The sequence below is a fragment of the Aeromonas sp. ASNIH7 genome, from assembly GCF_002903485.1.
Lineage (GTDB): Bacteria > Pseudomonadota > Gammaproteobacteria > Enterobacterales > Aeromonadaceae > Aeromonas > Aeromonas caviae.
Window position 1 is genome coordinate 1621621 of sequence record NZ_CP026226.1, and the last position, 16046, is coordinate 1637666.

Sequence of the window (16046 nt, forward strand, 5' to 3'; positions counted from 1 at the left end):
CACCCGCGGCAACCGCCGCGGGTGATTTTTATCCATCGATAATGTTATTCTCTGCCCGCAGCCTGTACGGACGAGAAAGACATGAAAATCCCACCTCTGATCAGCTACTTGGGCAAGTCCGTCGGCTTTGGCCTCGCCATGGCTGCGCTTTTGTTGCTGGTGTTTCCCAATTTTCGCGGCGGCGCTCCCCTGCCGGGCCTCATCACCAACGCCCGCGAGCTGAGCTTCTCCTACGCGGCCCATCGCGCCGGCCCTGCCGTCGTCAACATCTACACCCGCAGCTTCGCCGGCAATCGCGGTGAAAAAGCCGAACTCAGACCCCAGGGGCTGGGGTCCGGCGTCATCATGAACCAGCGCGGTCACGTGCTCACCAACTATCACGTCATCGCCGATGCGGACCAGATCATCGTCGCCCTGCAAGATGGTCGGGTATTCAGTGCAGAGCTGGTCGGCACCGACAAACTGACCGATCTGGCGGTGCTCTACATCGAATCGGACAACCTGCCGGTGATCCCTCAGGACCCGGATCGTCTGCCGGACGTGGGAGACGTGGTGCTCGCCATCGGCAACCCCTACAACGTCGGCCAGACCATCACCCAGGGCATCATCAGCGCCACCGGCCGTATCGGCCTCTCCAGCATGGGGCCGGACAGCAATGGCAGACAGGATCTGCTACAGACCGATGCCGCCATCAACGAGGGCAACTCCGGAGGCGCCCTGGTCAATGGCCGTGGCGATCTGGTGGGTATCAATACCGCCGCCTACCACCTCAACGGCAATCAGGAGAGCTATGGCATCAGTTTTGCCATCCCCTACAAGCTGGCCAAGCGCATCATGGACGAGCTGATCGCCAACGGCCGGGTCATCCGCGGCTACCTCGGCATCTCCAGCGTCGAGATCAATCCCATCGTCGCGCGCATGCTGAACCTGGGGGACTTGCAGGGGTTGGTGGTGGAGAGCCTGGATCCCAATGGCCCAGCCACCAAGGCCGGTCTCAAACGTGGGGATGTGCTGCTCAAGATCAACGGAGAGGCCATCACCGGCGTGCGTCCCGTCATGGACAAGATCGTCGAGAGCCGCCCCGGCACCAAGCTCACCATCTCGGTGATCCGCAACGGCAAGCCGCTGGACGTCGATGTCATCATCGAAGAGGACCTGCGCTACCAGAATCAGACCCTGCCGACCAGCAGTGCGGCACCCGCCACCTGAGGGGCGGATCCTCGCAGGGCCCGACAGGGCCCTTTTTTGTGCCCGCTTTCCTCCGGCTCCCACCTGTGCGTGAGACAGCTCACACATTGCGCCAATGAGCAATCGGGCGAAGGCGACGTCAAAACGCGCCACCGATCACACTCCCTTGCCGCCAGTCCGCTCCTTTCCTCTTCCTGAACGCCAAAAGGGCTTCTTTTGATGCCTTTCCCTCCGGATTTCCACTTCGAATCGGAAAAAACCTGCCTCCTCCCGCACTCTCCTCCGCTTTATGGTGAGCCCATCCTTTCTGCCAGCCTGGAGAGCAGACCTTGAATACCGACACCCATGACGCCCCCCTGACCCCGGACAGCCCGGCACTGCTGCGCAAGACCGACCTGACCCTGGCCCGCATTCACAACCTGCTGGCGGATCAGGGCATACGCCCCAACGACGTGCAGCAGCAGATGCTGGCCTCCCACGTCAAGGCCATGGTGTGGCGCTCCTACAGCGGGGAGTCCCTGCCGGAGGTCGACCTCAGCCTGTTCGAGGAGATCTCCCCCCTCTCCCTGCGCCTGGCCGAACAGGTCGTCGCCTGGCTCGACCGCCTCGCCTACGAGGAGGCGCACCTCTTGTCCGTCCATTTTGAAGTGGCCAAAGAAAACGAACTCAGCTCAGTAAAAGGAGAAAGCTAAATGACTGCCATCAAACTCGTGATTGGAGATCGTCTCGGCAAGGGTCAGAAAGTGGGGGCAGGCGCAGAAGCCGCCGGCGCCACCGTGACCGTCATCCCCGGCATGGCCGCCGACATGAAGCTCGGTGATGTGATGAACAAGGAGCAGGCCGACCTTGGCATCTCCTTCTGCGGCAGCGGTGGCGCGGGCGCCATCACGGCCCAGACCAAGTACGGCTACAAGTGCCGCTACGGCATGCGATCCATCGAAGAGGGTGTCACCGCCATCAACGAGGGGTGCGTGGTACTGGGCTTCGGCTTCATGGACAAGGAAGAGCTGGGCCAGAAGCTGATCGAAGCCTTCGCCAAGAAACACGGACGCGCCTGATGAAAGAGCACTTCACCACCCGGATCACGGTCAACGGCAAGGGGGCGACTCGCCAGCAGGCGTTCGCCGCCGCCCTCAGCCAGGTGCAACCCAGCCTGCTCAAGGAGAGCCCCAAGGTGATGCTGCGCATCGAACCCCTCGAAGTCGAGGTGATCGAGGCCGAGGAGTCGGTACGGGTGGAGAAGTTCCTGTTCTTCTTCCTGCCACGCCAGCGCCACGAGTTCCGGGTCCGGCTGGCGATCACCGTCAAGGTCACCAGCCTGGATGTCGACAAGGTGGATTTCACCCGGGCCTGACCCCACAACCAAAAGGACAAGTTGGATGTTTCTAATCATTTTGATGAAGTCACTCATCATCGGCGGCCTGGTAGGCGTCGGGGTGGGGGCTGGCGCGGCGCGGATGTTCCACGCCCCGACCGTGCAGGGGATGGGCGCGTTCCGTACCCTGGGCGAGCTCAACTCCTGCGAAGGGGACCCCGCCTCCCACTTCTCGTTCGGTCTGGGCTTCTTCTTCAACGCCTGGGCCTCCACGGTCGCGGCCGGCGCCTTCACCCAGGACGTGGATCACCGCATCCTGCCGAACTGGGGTGCAGCGGCCCTGATGATCAAGAACCGGGATCTCGCCACCACCCTCCATGATCCCAAAAAGATGGCCATCGCCTGCGGCATCATTGGTGCCATCGTGGTCGCCTTCCTCAACAGCACGGCCGCCGCCGTACCTGCCGCCCTGCAGGTGACCGCGGTCAAGGTGCTGGTGCCCGCCGCCAACCTGCTGGTCAACACCGTCATGCCGGTGATCTTCTGGCTGGCCGCCATCGAGGCAGGCAAGAAGTCCGGCTTCTGGGCCACCATCTTCGGCGGTCTGGCCCAGCTCATCATGGGCAACGCGGTACCAGGTCTGGTGCTTGGCATCCTGATCGGCAAGGGGGTGGAAGAGAGCGGCTGGAACCACGTCACCAAGGTGATGATGAGTGCCATCGTCCTGCTGTTCGTGCTGAGCGGCTTCTTCCGCGGCTTTGACATGAAACTCATTGAATCCTTCCACCTGGGCGTTCCCCTGTGGCTGGAAAACGTCCACAACCTCATGAGCGGCAAATAAGGAAGCACACCATGGATGAGAAACTGAGAAACAACTTCTGGTATGCCGACTGGTCCTTCCCCATCTTTGTCGGTTTGCTCTCTTCCGGCGTCTTCGCCGGCACCCACATGTTCTACCTCTACGGGGTCGGCGCCTTCAACGAGGTGGCCTTCGTTGCCATGCTCAAGGCCGGCATGGACACGGGGGCCTATGGTGCAGTCGCCGCCTTCGGTGCCAGCTTCCTGTTCGCCCGCATCATCGAGGGCTCCCTGGTGGGGATCCTCGACATCGGCGGCGCCATCCAGACCGGAGTCGGCCTCGGGGTGCCCGCCCTGCTGCTGGGGGCCGGCATCGTCTATCCGGTGGAAAATTTCACCGCTTCCCTGATCACCGGCATGGGGATTGGGATGGCCATCGGCTACGTGATCATCCTGGCGCGCAAGTTCACCATCAACCAGAGCAACTCCACCTACGGCGCAGACGTCATGATGGGGGCTGGCAACAGCTCGGGCCGCTTCCTCGGTCCCCTCATCATCCTCTCCGCCATGGGCGCCTCCATTCCCATCGGGATAGGCTCCCTGCTGGGTGCCCTGCTGTTCTACATCTGGGAGAAGCCCATCACGGGCGGCGCCATCCTGGGGGCCATGATGTTCGGGACCGTCTTCCCCATCGCCCTGGCTTAATCCAAGGCCGTCTCTTGGGCGGCATTCAAGAACCTGTTTGCGCTCTGTCGCGAGAGGTCGTCAGCAAGGTGAAGAGCAACACATGAGCCTTGGAAGCGGTCTCGCAGTAAGAGCGCAAGCAGGTTACAAGAGGGATATCAGCATGTACGACACGATCATCAGGGCGGGACGCCTGGGAAACGGGCAGCTCGTCGACGTCGCCATCAAGCATGGCAAGATAGCGGCGCTGGGTTCGCTGCCAGAAAGCACAGAGGCGAAGCAAACCCTCACTCTGGGCGGGCAGGTCCATGTGAGCGCCGGCTGGATTGACGGCCACACCCACTGCTACCCCGCCTCCCCCCTCTATCACGATGAGCCGGACAAGGTGGGCGTGGAATCCGGCGTCACCACCGTCATCGACGCCGGCAGTACCGGGGCCGACGACGTGGACGACTTCCAGCGTCTCGCCGCCGGCTGCAAGACCCGGGTGCACGCCCTGCTCAACATATCCCGCATCGGCCTGCTGCGCCAGAACGAGCTGGCGGATCCGGCAGACATCGATCCCGCCCTCGCCCAGGCGGCCATCCGGCGCCATCCCGGCTTCATCGTCGGCATCAAGGCGCGCATGAGCGGCAGCGTGGTGGGTGAAAGCGGTCTGCAACCCCTGCGCATGGCCAAGCAGATCCAGCAGGCCAATGGCAACCTGCCACTGATGGTGCACGTGGGCAACACGCCGCCGGATCTGGACGAGATCGTCGCCCTGCTGGGGGAGGGCGATCTGCTGACCCACTGCTTCAACGGCAAGCCCAACCGCATCCTGACCCCGGCGGGTGAACTGCGCCAGGCGGTACGCGAAGCGATGCGGCGGGGACTCTTGCTCGACATCGGCCACGGCGGCGCCAGCTTCAGCTTCGAAGTGGCGGAGCTGGCCATTGCCCAGGGCATCCTGCCCCACACCATCAGTTCAGACATCTACTGCAAGAACCGCATCAAGGGGCCCGTCTACAGCCTTGCCCACGTGATGTCGAAGTTCTTCGCCATCGGCATGACCCTGGAGCAGGTGCTCGCCTGCGTCACTCACCAGGCCGCCGATGCCCTGCGCCTGCCCGGCAAGGGGCGACTCGAGGTGGGCGCCGATGCAGACATCACCCTGTTCGAGGTGAGCTGCGGCCCCACTCTCTTTACCGATACCGAGGCCGGCACCCGCAACGGTGACCGGCAACTGCTCCCTCTCGCCGCCCTGGTGGGCGGCGAACTGGTTCTGACTCACTACGGGAAATCACACCATGCCTTCTGTGTATGAGAAATACCGGCTCAAACCGGTGATCAACGCCTCCGGGCGCATGACCATCCTCGGCGTCTCCACCCCCGAGCAGGAGGTGGTCGATGCGGTCAACTTCGGCCTCGGCCACTACTTCGAGGTGAAGGATCTGGTCAACAAGACCGGCGCCTACCTGGCCGATCTGCTGGGCGTTGAAGATGCGGTGGTGGTCTCCTGCGCCAGCGCCGGCATCGCCCAGTCGGTGGCCGCCGTGATCGTGCGCGGCGACCCCTATCGCCTCGAGCAGTTGCATGCTCATGCCCACGACGTGCCGAGCGACATCGTGCTGCCCAAGGGCCACAACGTGAACTTTGGTGCCCCCGTCGGCACCATGGTCAACCTGGGGGGCGGCAGGGTGGTGGAGGCAGGCTACGCCAACGAGTGCTCACCCGCCCAGCTGGCCGCCGCCATCCATGCCAATACCGCCGCCATCCTCTACATCAAGTCCCACCACTGCGTACAGAAGAGCATTCTGTCGGTGACCGAGGCGGCCGAGGTGGCCAAGGCCCACGGGATCCCGCTCATCGTCGATGCAGCGGCCGAAGAGGATCTGCGTCTCTACTACAACCAGGGGGCGGATCTGGTCATCTACAGCGGTGCCAAGGCCATCGAAGGGCCCACCAGCGGCCTGGTGCTCGGCAGACGTCAGTATGTGGAGTGGGTCAAGCAGCAGGCCAACGGCATCGGCCGTGCCATGAAGGTGGGCAAGGAGGGGATCCTCGGCCTGACCCACGCCATCGAGCGCTACCTGGCCAAAGAGAAGGAGAGCGGCACCGCCATGGTCGCCAAGATGACCCCCTTCATCGAGCGCCTCAACCAGCTGCCCGGCGTCAGCGCCAAGGTGGTGTGGGACAGCGCGGGGCGCGACATCGCCCGCACCGACATCGCCTTCGACCACCAGCAGATCGGCATGACCACGGTGGAAGTGGTCTCCCGTCTGCAACAGGGTACCCCCGCCATCTACTGCCGCGGCTACAAGGCCAACGAGGGGCACATCGAGATAGACGTGCGCAGCGTCACCCAGCCCCAGCTCGACCAGATCCACTCCGCCATTGCCCACCTCGTTCAGGAGAACAACTGATGTCTCTTACCCCCAATTACTACAGCGATCGGGTCTGCCTCAACGTGCTGGCAGGTTCCAAAGAGAATGCCGTCGACATTTATGAGGCTGCCGAGGGCCACGTCCTGGTCGGTGTGCTATCCAAGAACTACCCGGACATCCCCTCTGCCGTCGCCGACATGCAGGCCTACGCCAAACTTATCGACAACGCCCTCTCCATCGGGCTGGGAGCCGGTGATCCGCGCCAGTCCGCCATGGTGGCCGAGCTAGCCCGCCAGTTGCAGCCTCAGCATGTCAATCAGGTGTTCACCGGGGTCGGGGCCAGCCGGGCGCTGCTCGGTCAAGCTGACACCCTCGTCAATGGCCTTGTCTCCCCCACCGGCACCCCCGGCATGGTGAAGATCTCCACTGGCCCCCTGAGTAGCCAGCAGCCTGACGGCATCGTCCCCATCGATACCGCCATTGCCCTGCTCAAGGACATGGGGGGCAGCTCGGTCAAGTTCTTCCCCATGGGGGGACTCGCCTGCCGCGCCGAGTATCAGGCTGTGGCCGAGGCCTGTGCCCGCCACGGCTTCTGGCTGGAGCCCACCGGCGGCATCGATCTTGAGAACTTCGAGGAGATTGTGCGGATCGCGCTGGAGGCAGGAGTCGAGAAGATGATCCCCCACGTCTACAGCTCCATCATCGACAGTGTCAGTGGCCAGACCAGGCCGGAGGATGTGCGTACCCTCCTCGCCATGGTGAAGGCACTGCTGGCATAGCAACCCCACAGGCACCGACCCGGTCACTGGGCGGTGCCTGGCTTGTTAATGACCCCCTTGTTAACATCGACCCACCATGCGCGACAGGAGTCCCCACCCCCTCATGACCAAGCTGCCCCACCCCAGACTCCAGCAACTGCTCGCCCTGCTTCACGCCGAGCCCCTGCCACAAGAGGAGCTGGCTCGCCGTCTCAATGTGTCCACCCGCACCGTGCGTACCGACGTGGCGACCCTGAACGAGCTCATTGCCACCCGGGGCGCCCACCTGATCCATCAGCGGGGCAGCGGTTACCAGCTCAAGATCTACAATCAGGGACTGTTCGATGCGCTGCTAGCCGCCCAGGGGCAGGAGAGCCCCCTGCCTCGCACCAGCCGCGAGCGGGTGCTGCACCTCCAGGTCTTGCTGCTGACGGCGGAACAGGGGATCAAGCTCGACGAGCTGGCGGACACCTGGTATCTGAGCCGGGCGGCTTTGCAAGGGGACATGACGGAGGTGCGGGAGCGGCTCGCCCACTTCGGGCTCACCATCGACAGCAAACCCAGGGTGGGGATGCGCATTGCGGGAAGCGAGATGGCGATCCGCGCCTGCCTCACCCAACTGCTCTGCCAGGAGCTGCTGCACCAGCATCCGCTCCAGAGCCTGTTGCCCACCCTCTGCCCCAGCAAGACGCTGGAGGTAGTGGGCAACCACATTCACGAGCAACTCGGTCGCCATCAGCTACGCCTGGCCGACGAGAGCCTGCAGCAAGTCACCGTCTACTGTGCCGTCGCCCTGCTTCGCCAGGCGTCTGGCCACGAGTTGCGCCAGTTTGCCAGCGACGACATCACCCCCCCCTGGCAGTGGTGGCCCGCGACATCTATGCCGAGCTGCCGACCCTGACTTCACCGGTGCAGGAAGAGATCGCCTGTCTCGCCATCCAGATCCAGGCTCGCCTCACTGCAGAGACGCCCCTGCTCAGCCCGGCCATGGCGGCCGAGAGCGAGCAACTGACTGCACACCTGCTGGGTTACATCCACCAGCACTACCCCTATGACCTGCGCGGCGACCCGCAATTGCGAGCCGACCTGCAGACCCACATCGGCGCCATGCTGCTGCGGGTCAAATACCAGATTGGCAGCCACAATCCCCTGGCGGATCACATCAAGCAGTATTACCCCCTCGCCTACGACATCACCCTGGCGGCCATCTCTGAGTGGATCAGGCAGACCCCCTACCGATTGACCCACCACGAGATCGGCTACCTGGTGATCCACATCGGGGTCGGCCTGGAGCGCCACTACGACATCGGTTACACCCGGCGCCCCCAGGCGCTGCTGCTGTGCGATGCGGGCAACGCCACCTTCCGGGTGCTGGAAGCACGCATCCGGCGGGAATACCCCCAACTGCTGCTGACCACGCTGGAGTCGGTGCGGGACTATGAAGGACTGGTGCGAGTCGAGCAGGATTTCGTCATCAGCACCCTCAAGGTGAGCGAGAAGAATGCTCCCGTGGTGCAGGTCTCCCCCTTCCCGACCCAATACCAGCTGGAGCAGCTCGGCAAGCTGGTGCTCGTCGATCGCACCCGTCCCTATCTGCTCGACAAGTATTTCGATGCCGACCACTTCATGATGCTTGATGAACCCATCAGCCAGGGGGCGCTGTTTGATCGCATCTGCAGCCAGCTTGAGGCGGAGGATCTGGTGCAGAGCGGATTCCGGGGATCCTTGCAGGAGCGGGAGCGGATCGTCTCCACCCTGCTGGGGGACGGCATCGCTCTGCCCCACTCCCTCGGCCTGCTGGCGCGCCGCACCCTGGTCTATACCGTGCTGGCCCCCCAGGGGATCGACTGGGGCAACGGCGAGAGCGCTACCCTCATCTTCGTGCTGGCCATCGCCAAGGCGGATTATGAGGAAGCCATGGGACTTTATGATCTGTTTCTGGCACTGATGAACGAAAAAGCCAGCAGAAGTCTGCTGGCTTGTCGGGATTTTGCCGCTTTCAAGGCGCTGGCTCGCAGCGCACCTTGAGCACGCCGAGGCGTATTACTCCTCATTGAAGCCCGAGGTGAACAGCGCCACCACGGCGGCCAGGGCCTCCACCTCTTCGGGGCCCTCCACCTGCACCTCCACCTGTTTGCCCTGGGCGGAGTCCAACATCAGCAGGCCGATCACGCTGTCCGCGTCGGCCTCGACTCCCTCTTCGTTGCGCAGCAGCACGTGGGCATCAAACCCCTGCACCAGCTCGAACAGCATCATGGCCGGTCGGGCGTGAATGCCTAACTTGTTTTTGACTTCTACCGAGGCGGAAACGGTCATCTGAGCATCCTGTGGATCTGTCAGGCGGGGTTTGAACGCTTGTCCAACGTGCGATGGCGGATCTGCACGTTCTTGCCAAGCAACCGGAATGCGCTGGCCAGCCGCTCGGCGATGAACACCGAGCGGTGTTGTCCGCCGGTACAGCCGATCCCGACGGTCACATAGCTGCGATTGTTGCGCTCCAGGTGGGGCAACCAGGTCCCCAGCATATTCTCGATCTGCTGGATGAACAGCATGACATCCGGCTGGCTGGAGAGGTAGTTGGCCACGGGCTCATCCTTGCCGGTGAAGGGCTTGAGCTCCGGGATCCAGTGCGGGTTGGGCAGGAAACGGGCGTCGAACACGAAGTCCGCATCCTTGGGAATGCCGTACTTGAAACCGAACGACTCGAACACCAGCACCAGTTCGTTCTCTTTCTTGCCGAGCACCCGGGTTTTGATGAGCTCGCTGAGATCGTGGATGCTGAGGTTGGTGGTGTCGATGCGCAGGTCGGCGGTCGAGGAGAGCGGTGCCAGCAGGTGGGTCTCTTCCCGGATCGCCTCGTCCAGCGAAAGCTTGTTGCGGGACAGAGGGTGCAGACGGCGGCTCTCACCGTAGCGTTTGAGCAGGGTCGCGTTGTCCGCATCGAAGAAGAAGCTCGAGAACTTGACTCGCCCCTCGTTGCGCACCTGGCTCAGCAGGTTCTCCAGCCTGTCTGCCTGGGCAGGCAGGTTGCGCACGTCGATGCTGACCGCCAGCTTGTCATACTGGCTCTCCACCGACACGATCAACTGGGGCAGCAGGTTGACCGGCAGGTTGTCCACGCAGTAGTACCCGAGATCCTCGAGCACCCTCAGGGCCACCGTCTTGCCGGAGCCCGAACGACCGCTTACTACAATTAACTGCATCTTGTCCCCTCACGCCAACGTGGCTGTGTCAGACCCGGCCTCAGGCCGACGTCATGATCTGATAGAGTTCTTCGTCGCTGGTCGCCTGGCGCAGCTGGCGGCAGACGGCCTTGTCACCCAGTTTGGATGCCATCAGGGAAAGAGTCTTGAGGTGCTGCTTGCACTCGCTTTCCGGCACCAGCAATGCAAAGAGCAGGTCAACCGGTTGATTGTCGATAGAATCGAAAGGGATGGGCTCGGAGAAGGTCATCAACACGGCGGTCGGCGCGAAGGCGTCGTCAATCCGGCCGTGGGGGATGGCGATACCGGCTCCGATCCCGGTACTACCCATCTTTTCTCGCGCCAGCAGGCTTTCAAACAGGACCTGGCGGGAAGCGCCGAGGCGCTCTGCGGCCAGTTCACTGATGATCTCGAGCGCGCGTTTCTTGCTGGTACAAGGGACCGCACTCTTGGTGCAGTCCCGACTCAGTATGTGTTCAAGTTGCATAGTTATTTTTGATTTAACTTATCTTTGTGCTTGATGATCTGCCGATCCAGTTTATCCAGCAGGGTATCAATCGCCGCATACATGTCGGCATGCTGCGAATTGGCGAACACCTCTCCCCCGCTGACATGCAGCTTGGCTTCGGCGATCTGGTTCAGTTTTTCGACGCTCAACACCACGTGTACGTTGTTGATATGGTCAAAGTGACGCTCGAGTTTGGCAAATTTGTTGTTCACATAATCACGCAGAGCTTCGGTAATCTCGACATGGTGTCCGGTCAGGTTAATTTGCATAACGTCTTCCTTTTGTTTGCCTAAACCAGGCGTTTGCGCTGATTGGATGGCGGGATCAACAAGGATTCACGGTACTTTGCGATCGTGCGTCTCGCCACCATAATACCCTGTTCGGCCAGCAAATCCGCGATCTTGCTATCACTAAGCGGCTTGGCGGGGTTTTCCGCCGTCACCAGCTTCTTGATCAGGGCGCGAATAGCGGTCGATGAGCACTCTCCTCCTCCCTCCGTATTGACGTGACTGGAGAAAAAAAACTTCAGTTCAAAAATGCCGCGGGGCGTATGCATGTACTTCTGGGTCGTGACCCGTGAAATGGTCGACTCATGCATCTCCACCGCTTCCGCGATGTCGTTGAGTACCATGGGTTTCATGGCCTCTTCGCCGTACTCGAAAAAGCCCTGCTGCTGCTCGACGATGCAGCTGGCCACCTTGAGCAGGGTGTCGTTACGACTCTCCAGGCTCTTGATGAACCACTTGGCCTCCTGCAAATGAGAACGGATGAACTGGGTATCCGTGCTGCTGCGGGCATTGCGCGCCATGGCCGCATAGGCCTCGTTGACACGGATGCGCGGAGCAGAATCCGGATTGAGTTCAACCACCCACTTGCTGCCCTTCTTGACCACGGACACATCCGGGATCACGTACTGGGATTCACTCTGGATGATGCCGTTGCCGGGTCTGGGCTCCAGTTGCTGGATGAGATCCAGCACCTCCTTGAGATCGCTCTCCTTGAGGCGGGTCTTGCGAGCCAGGGTGCGGTAGTCGCGATTGCCGAGCAGGTCCATGTGTTCGCGGATCACCTCTCTGGCTTCGTCGAGCCAGGGCAGGTCCGGCGAATACTGGCCGAGCTGGATCAGCAGACACTCTTGCACCGAACGGGCGGCGATGCCGACCGGATCGAAATGCTGCACCCGCTTGAGCACGGCTTCGATCTCATCCAGTTCGACTTCTACCTCCTCGCTGCTGACTGCAGCCTGAATATCCTCGAGGGTGGCAGTCAGATACCCGGATTCGTCGATGGCATCGATGATGGCAAGGGCGATGGCCGCATCCACATCACTGAACGGGGTGAGCCGCATCTGCCACAGCAGGTAGTCTTGCAGGTTCTCGGTGGTCTCCCCCTGATAGACGCTGTCTTCCCCGTCATGGATGGGGCCTGCACTCTGGGCTGTACCGGCCGAGTAGACCTCGTCCCAGGTGGTGTCCACCGGCAGTTCATCCGGCATGCTCTCCTGGGCCATGGCATCGCTGGAGTCGAGTTGACTGGCGTCCTGTGTCTCTGCCTGACTGGTTTCCTGCGCCTCGTTCTCCTCTTGCTCCAGCAAGGGGTTGTTGTCGAGCGCTTGCTGAATTTCCTGCTGGAGTTCCAGGGTGGAGAGCTGGAGCAGACGAATCGCTTGTTGTAATTGTGGCGTCATGGTCAGGGACTGACCGAGACGCAACTGTAATGTCGGCTTCATCTACGTCGGGATATCCTTATGTTCAGCGAGGCAGTCACCTAACAAAAATGAGGGGTGCCCCCTTACTATAGACTGAATTGATCGCCCAAATAGACGCGCTTGACCTGCTCATCGGCGAGGATATCGGCCGGCGCGCCCTCGGCAATCATCTTGCCGTGGCTGACGATGTAGGCCTTCTCGCACACATCCAGCGTCTCTCTGACGTTGTGGTCCGTAATCAGCACACCCAACCCGCGTTCTTTCAGATGCTGGATGATCTTTTTGATATCGATGACTGAAATAGGATCAACACCTGCGAAAGGCTCATCGAGCAGAATGAATCTCGGCTCTGCCGCCAGCGCCCGGGCGATTTCCACCCGGCGCCGCTCCCCACCCGAGAGGCTCTGGCCCAGGCTGTCGCGGATATGGGTGATATTGAACTCTTCCAGCAACTGTTCGACCTTATCCTCCCGCTCTTCGCGGCTCAACCCCTTGCGGGTCTGCATGACCCCCATCAAGTTGTCGAACACCGACAGGCGCCGGAAGATGGAGGCCTCCTGAGGCAGATAGCCGATGCCATTGCGGGCACGGATATGCATGGGCTGCAGGCTGATGTCCTGCTCGTCGATGGTGATGAGGCCAGCATCCCGCTGCACCAGGCCCACGATCATGTAGAAGGAGGTCGTCTTGCCCGCACCGTTCGGGCCGAGCAGGCCCACGATCTGGCCCGTTCCCACCTCCAGGCTCACATCGCTGACCACCATGCGGCGCTTGTAGCTCTTTTGCAGACCCGTTGCTTTTAACACTGCCATGGCTGTTGTTTCCTACTTCTTCTGATCGGCGGGTTTGTCAAAGTTCTCCACCTGATCCGGCAGGAACACCGTCTTGACGCGCTGGGTGGGCCCCTTGCTCTCGGCAATCATCTTCTGCTTGACGATGTCGTAGCGAATGAGATCGCCGGTCACCTGGCTGTCTTCCTGCTTGAGCTGGCCATTGCCGGTGATGGTCACCAGCCGGTTCTTAAGCTCGTAGCGGATGCTGTTGCCATGGGCATTGACCGGTTTGCCGTTGTCCAGCACCTGGAAGAAAGTGGCTGGGTTGCCATACGCGGTCATGACCTCGGCGCCCTTGTCGCCGGAGCGGATCACCACCACCTTGTCGGCCTTAATCTTGATGGTGCCCTGGGTGATGATGACATCCTCGCTGAAGGTGATGCGGTTGTCCTGCATCTCGGCCACCTGCTTGACCGCATCCACATAGACCTTCTCGGCAAAGTCGGACTCTTTGGCATTCAGGGAACCGCACAGCAACAGGGCCGTGAGGGCCAGATTAACGTTTTTCATTGAAATAAGTGGCATGGCCTTTATCCAGTAACTCGAAATATTTACGTTCCAGGTGACCCTTGAGGCCAACGCCCTCGGTCTGGAACTCCTGGCCCACAATGCTGATGTGCTGGTTGCTTCTCATCCCCTGCGTCACCAGATCCAGCTCCAGATAGGAGGTATCCAGCGTGGAGATGAAGGAAGCGGGCAGCAGACCGTCCAGATGCACCTTGTCACGGAGGATCACATTGTCATCGGTGTTGAGCACCCCGGTTTCGGCCGTCAGCTTCCATTCGGCCGCGCCCTTGTCATCGAACATGTAGACCACCGGCTTGGTGAAAGTGGCCTGCTCGAGCACCTGGTAGTACTCCGCATATTCGGATTCCAGCCGCTCGGTGCGCTTGCCCTGCTCGTTGAAGCGGGTCGTCACCAACTCTCTGGCGGTGAAGTCCGGTTGAAAATTTTCCGTCTTGGTGGTCGGCTCGGGGACCAGCTCGATCTCCCCCAGCTGCCAGGCCGCCAGCGCAGCCAGAAACAGCAGGCCGAACAGTACAGTCTGTTTGTTCATCGCGACGCCTCGGGTTGATAGTCAGCCAATCCCTGGGCCTGCAAGATCAGGTCGCACACCTCGCGCACGGCCCCGACGCCACCGCCAAGCCGCGTCACCAGATCCGCCTTCGCCAGCACAAGCGGATGGGCGTCGGCAACGGCGATACCCAGGCCGCAAGCCTGCATCACCGGTAGATCGATGGTGTCATCTCCCATATAGGCGGCTTGCGATGCATCCAGCCCGAGCTTGGTCAGCAAGGCCTCGAAGTGGGGAAGCTTTTTGTCTGCACCCTGCACCAGGTGCTGGACTCCCAGACTCTTCATGCGATCGCTGACGATGCGGGAGTTTCGCCCCGTGATGATGGCAATCTCGATGCCCGCATTGAGCAGGGCACGCATGCCGGCACCGTCACGGGTGCAGAAAGTCTTCAGCTCTTCGCCGTTATTGCCCATATAGATGAAGCCGTTGGAGAGCACCCCATCCACATCGCACACCAGCAGGCGGATCTGCGCCGCCTTCTCGTACTGGCTGCGCGTCACCGGACCATAGAGGGTCGGTACGTCTTGCATCAAATTACTCCGGCTTTCAGCAGGTCATGCATGTTGAAGGCACCCAGCGGGTGTCTCTCCCCATCCACGACCAACAACCCGTTGATTTTCCTGGTTTCCATCAGCTTGACGGCCTCGGCCGCCATCATCTCAGGCCCTACGGTAACACAGTTCACCGTCATGACGCGGCTGATGGGGGTGTGATGAATATCCACCTGCAGGTCCAGAATGCGGCGCAGGTCACCATCGGTGAACAGACCGGCAAGCAGCCCTTGATCGTCCACCACCGCCGTCATGCCGAGCCCCTTGCGGCTCACTTCCAGCAGCGCCTGGCTGATGGTGGCATCTATCCCCACCTTGGGCAACAGCTCGCCGCTGTGCATCAGATCGCCCACTCGCAACAGCAACCGCTTGCCGAGGGACCCGCCCGGATGCGACAGCGCAAAGTCATCGGCGGTGAAACCACGGGCCTCCAGCAGGGCCACGGCCAGCGCGTCCCCCATCACCAGGGTGGCGGTAGTGCTGGATGTCGGGGCCAGACCGAGGGGGCAGGCCTCTTTCTCCACCTTGATGCACAGGTGCACGTTGGCCTCTTTCGCCATGGTGGAAGCCGGATTGCCTGTCATGCAGATGAGTGGAATGCCGCGGCGCTTGAGCACCGGCAGCAGGGCCAGGATCTCGTCGCTCTCGCCGGAGTTGGAAATGGCGATGATGAGATCCCCGGCTGAGATCATGCCGAGATCCCCGTGGCTCGCCTCGCCCGGGTGCAGGAAGAAGGCGGGCGTTCCCGTGCTGGCCAGGGTCGCGGCAATCTTGTTGCCGATATGACCCGACTTGCCCATGCCGGTCACCACTATCTTGCCGCCACAGCGCAGCACCATCTCGCAGGCACGCTCGAACGCCTCGTCAAGGTACTGGTAGAGTCCATCAATGGCTTGTTTTTCTATGTCCAGCACCGCTCGGGCGCTGCGACGGAAATCGAACAATTCAGACACTTTTTCAGGCTTTACAGACATAAAGGCACAGCTCCGGGCCGAAATTTGCTGCGGGATTATAAAAAAGTCTGCCGAGATAAGCGAATCGGATGCGGAATGGGCGGTC

Annotated in this window: 19 protein-coding genes and 1 pseudogene; 10 read left to right on the forward strand and 10 right to left on the reverse strand. The window is 61.5% G+C overall.

Going from position 1 to position 16046, the window contains the following annotated elements; translation table 11 throughout:
* Positions 1–81: 81 nt before the first annotated feature.
* The 10 genes and pseudogenes from degS (at position 82) to C2U47_RS07640 (ending at position 9134) form a co-directional block, all read left to right on the forward strand.
* Positions 82–1209 carry an outer membrane-stress sensor serine endopeptidase DegS gene (gene degS / locus C2U47_RS07595; protein ID WP_010675858.1) on the forward strand — a complete coding sequence of 376 codons (1128 nt, stop codon included), beginning with the start codon at positions 82–84 and terminating at the stop codon, positions 1207–1209.
* 308 nt (positions 1210–1517) lie between these two features.
* A complete protein-coding gene (locus C2U47_RS07600; protein WP_010675859.1) occupies positions 1518–1880 on the forward strand; it encodes a transcriptional regulator in 363 nt (120 codons plus the stop codon).
* A complete protein-coding gene (locus C2U47_RS07605) occupies positions 1881–2246 on the forward strand; it encodes an SFCGS family glycine-rich protein (RefSeq protein WP_010675860.1) in 366 nt (121 codons plus the stop codon).
* Positions 2246–2542 carry a DUF4312 family protein gene (locus tag C2U47_RS07610; RefSeq protein ID WP_069785536.1) on the forward strand — a complete coding sequence of 99 codons (297 nt, stop codon included), beginning with the start codon at positions 2246–2248 and terminating at the stop codon, positions 2540–2542. Before C2U47_RS07605 ends, C2U47_RS07610 begins: the two co-directional genes overlap by 1 nt.
* 25 nt (positions 2543–2567) lie before the next feature.
* Positions 2568–3344 carry a DUF4311 domain-containing protein gene (locus tag C2U47_RS07615; protein ID WP_010675862.1) on the forward strand — a complete coding sequence of 259 codons (777 nt, stop codon included), beginning with the start codon at positions 2568–2570 and terminating at the stop codon, positions 3342–3344.
* A gap of 11 nt (positions 3345–3355) precedes the next feature.
* The gene (locus tag C2U47_RS07620) at positions 3356–4006 is read left to right on the forward strand and encodes a DUF4310 family protein (RefSeq protein ID WP_069785535.1); all 651 of its coding nucleotides are present in this window, start codon (positions 3356–3358) and stop codon (positions 4004–4006) included.
* A gap of 142 nt (positions 4007–4148) precedes the next feature.
* The gene (locus tag C2U47_RS07625; RefSeq protein ID WP_103261561.1) at positions 4149–5288 is read left to right on the forward strand and encodes an amidohydrolase/deacetylase family metallohydrolase; all 1140 of its coding nucleotides are present in this window, start codon (positions 4149–4151) and stop codon (positions 5286–5288) included.
* Positions 5272–6387, forward strand: coding sequence for a DgaE family pyridoxal phosphate-dependent ammonia lyase (locus C2U47_RS07630; RefSeq protein WP_069785533.1), 1116 nt, complete (start codon positions 5272–5274; stop codon positions 6385–6387). Before C2U47_RS07625 ends, C2U47_RS07630 begins: the two co-directional genes overlap by 17 nt.
* Positions 6387–7127 carry a 2-dehydro-3-deoxy-phosphogluconate aldolase gene (dagF, locus tag C2U47_RS07635; protein ID WP_069785532.1) on the forward strand — a complete coding sequence of 247 codons (741 nt, stop codon included), beginning with the start codon at positions 6387–6389 and terminating at the stop codon, positions 7125–7127. The genes C2U47_RS07630 and dagF overlap by 1 nt, the downstream gene beginning before the upstream one ends.
* A gap of 103 nt (positions 7128–7230) precedes the next feature.
* Positions 7231–9134 (forward strand): annotated as a pseudogene (locus tag C2U47_RS07640) (BglG family transcription antiterminator).
* 15 nt (positions 9135–9149) lie between these two features.
* Here C2U47_RS07640 and npr read toward each other — a convergent pair.
* The 10 genes from npr to C2U47_RS07690 form a co-directional block, all read right to left on the reverse strand.
* Complete coding sequence (npr, locus tag C2U47_RS07645; RefSeq protein ID WP_010675868.1) at positions 9150–9422, reverse strand: PTS phosphocarrier protein NPr; 273 nt, start codon at positions 9420–9422, stop codon at positions 9150–9152.
* Positions 9423–9442: 20 nt separating this feature from the next.
* Positions 9443–10309 (reverse strand): RNase adapter RapZ, encoded by an 867-nt coding sequence (gene rapZ, locus C2U47_RS07650; RefSeq protein ID WP_010675869.1) that lies wholly within the window; start codon positions 10307–10309, stop codon positions 9443–9445.
* 40 nt (positions 10310–10349) lie between these two features.
* Positions 10350–10796, reverse strand: coding sequence for a PTS IIA-like nitrogen regulatory protein PtsN (gene ptsN / locus C2U47_RS07655; protein WP_010675870.1), 447 nt, complete (start codon positions 10794–10796; stop codon positions 10350–10352).
* A 2-nt stretch (positions 10797–10798) separates the two neighbouring features.
* Complete coding sequence (gene hpf / locus C2U47_RS07660; protein WP_005305957.1) at positions 10799–11086, reverse strand: ribosome hibernation promoting factor; 288 nt, start codon at positions 11084–11086, stop codon at positions 10799–10801.
* Positions 11087–11106: 20 nt separating this feature from the next.
* The gene (locus tag C2U47_RS07665) at positions 11107–12546 is read right to left on the reverse strand and encodes an RNA polymerase factor sigma-54 (RefSeq protein WP_041211850.1); all 1440 of its coding nucleotides are present in this window, start codon (positions 12544–12546) and stop codon (positions 11107–11109) included.
* A 65-nt stretch (positions 12547–12611) separates the two neighbouring features.
* Positions 12612–13337: an LPS export ABC transporter ATP-binding protein gene (gene lptB, locus C2U47_RS07670; RefSeq protein ID WP_010675872.1), complete on the reverse strand. Its 726-nt coding sequence runs from the start codon at positions 13335–13337 to the stop codon at positions 12612–12614.
* Positions 13338–13349: 12 nt separating this feature from the next.
* Entirely contained in the window at positions 13350–13868 is a 519-nt protein-coding gene (gene lptA, locus C2U47_RS07675) for a lipopolysaccharide transport periplasmic protein LptA (protein ID WP_010675873.1), read from the reverse strand.
* A complete protein-coding gene (gene lptC / locus C2U47_RS07680; protein WP_039040473.1) occupies positions 13855–14415 on the reverse strand; it encodes an LPS export ABC transporter periplasmic protein LptC in 561 nt (186 codons plus the stop codon). The genes lptA and lptC overlap by 14 nt, the downstream gene beginning before the upstream one ends.
* On the reverse strand, positions 14412–14966 hold the full coding sequence (gene kdsC / locus C2U47_RS07685) for a 3-deoxy-manno-octulosonate-8-phosphatase KdsC (protein WP_042864828.1): 555 nt from the start codon (positions 14964–14966) through the stop codon (positions 14412–14414). The genes lptC and kdsC overlap by 4 nt, the downstream gene beginning before the upstream one ends.
* The gene (locus C2U47_RS07690; RefSeq protein WP_029314845.1) at positions 14966–15961 is read right to left on the reverse strand and encodes a KpsF/GutQ family sugar-phosphate isomerase; all 996 of its coding nucleotides are present in this window, start codon (positions 15959–15961) and stop codon (positions 14966–14968) included. The genes kdsC and C2U47_RS07690 overlap by 1 nt, the downstream gene beginning before the upstream one ends.
* Between the last annotated feature and the right edge of the window lie 85 nt (positions 15962–16046).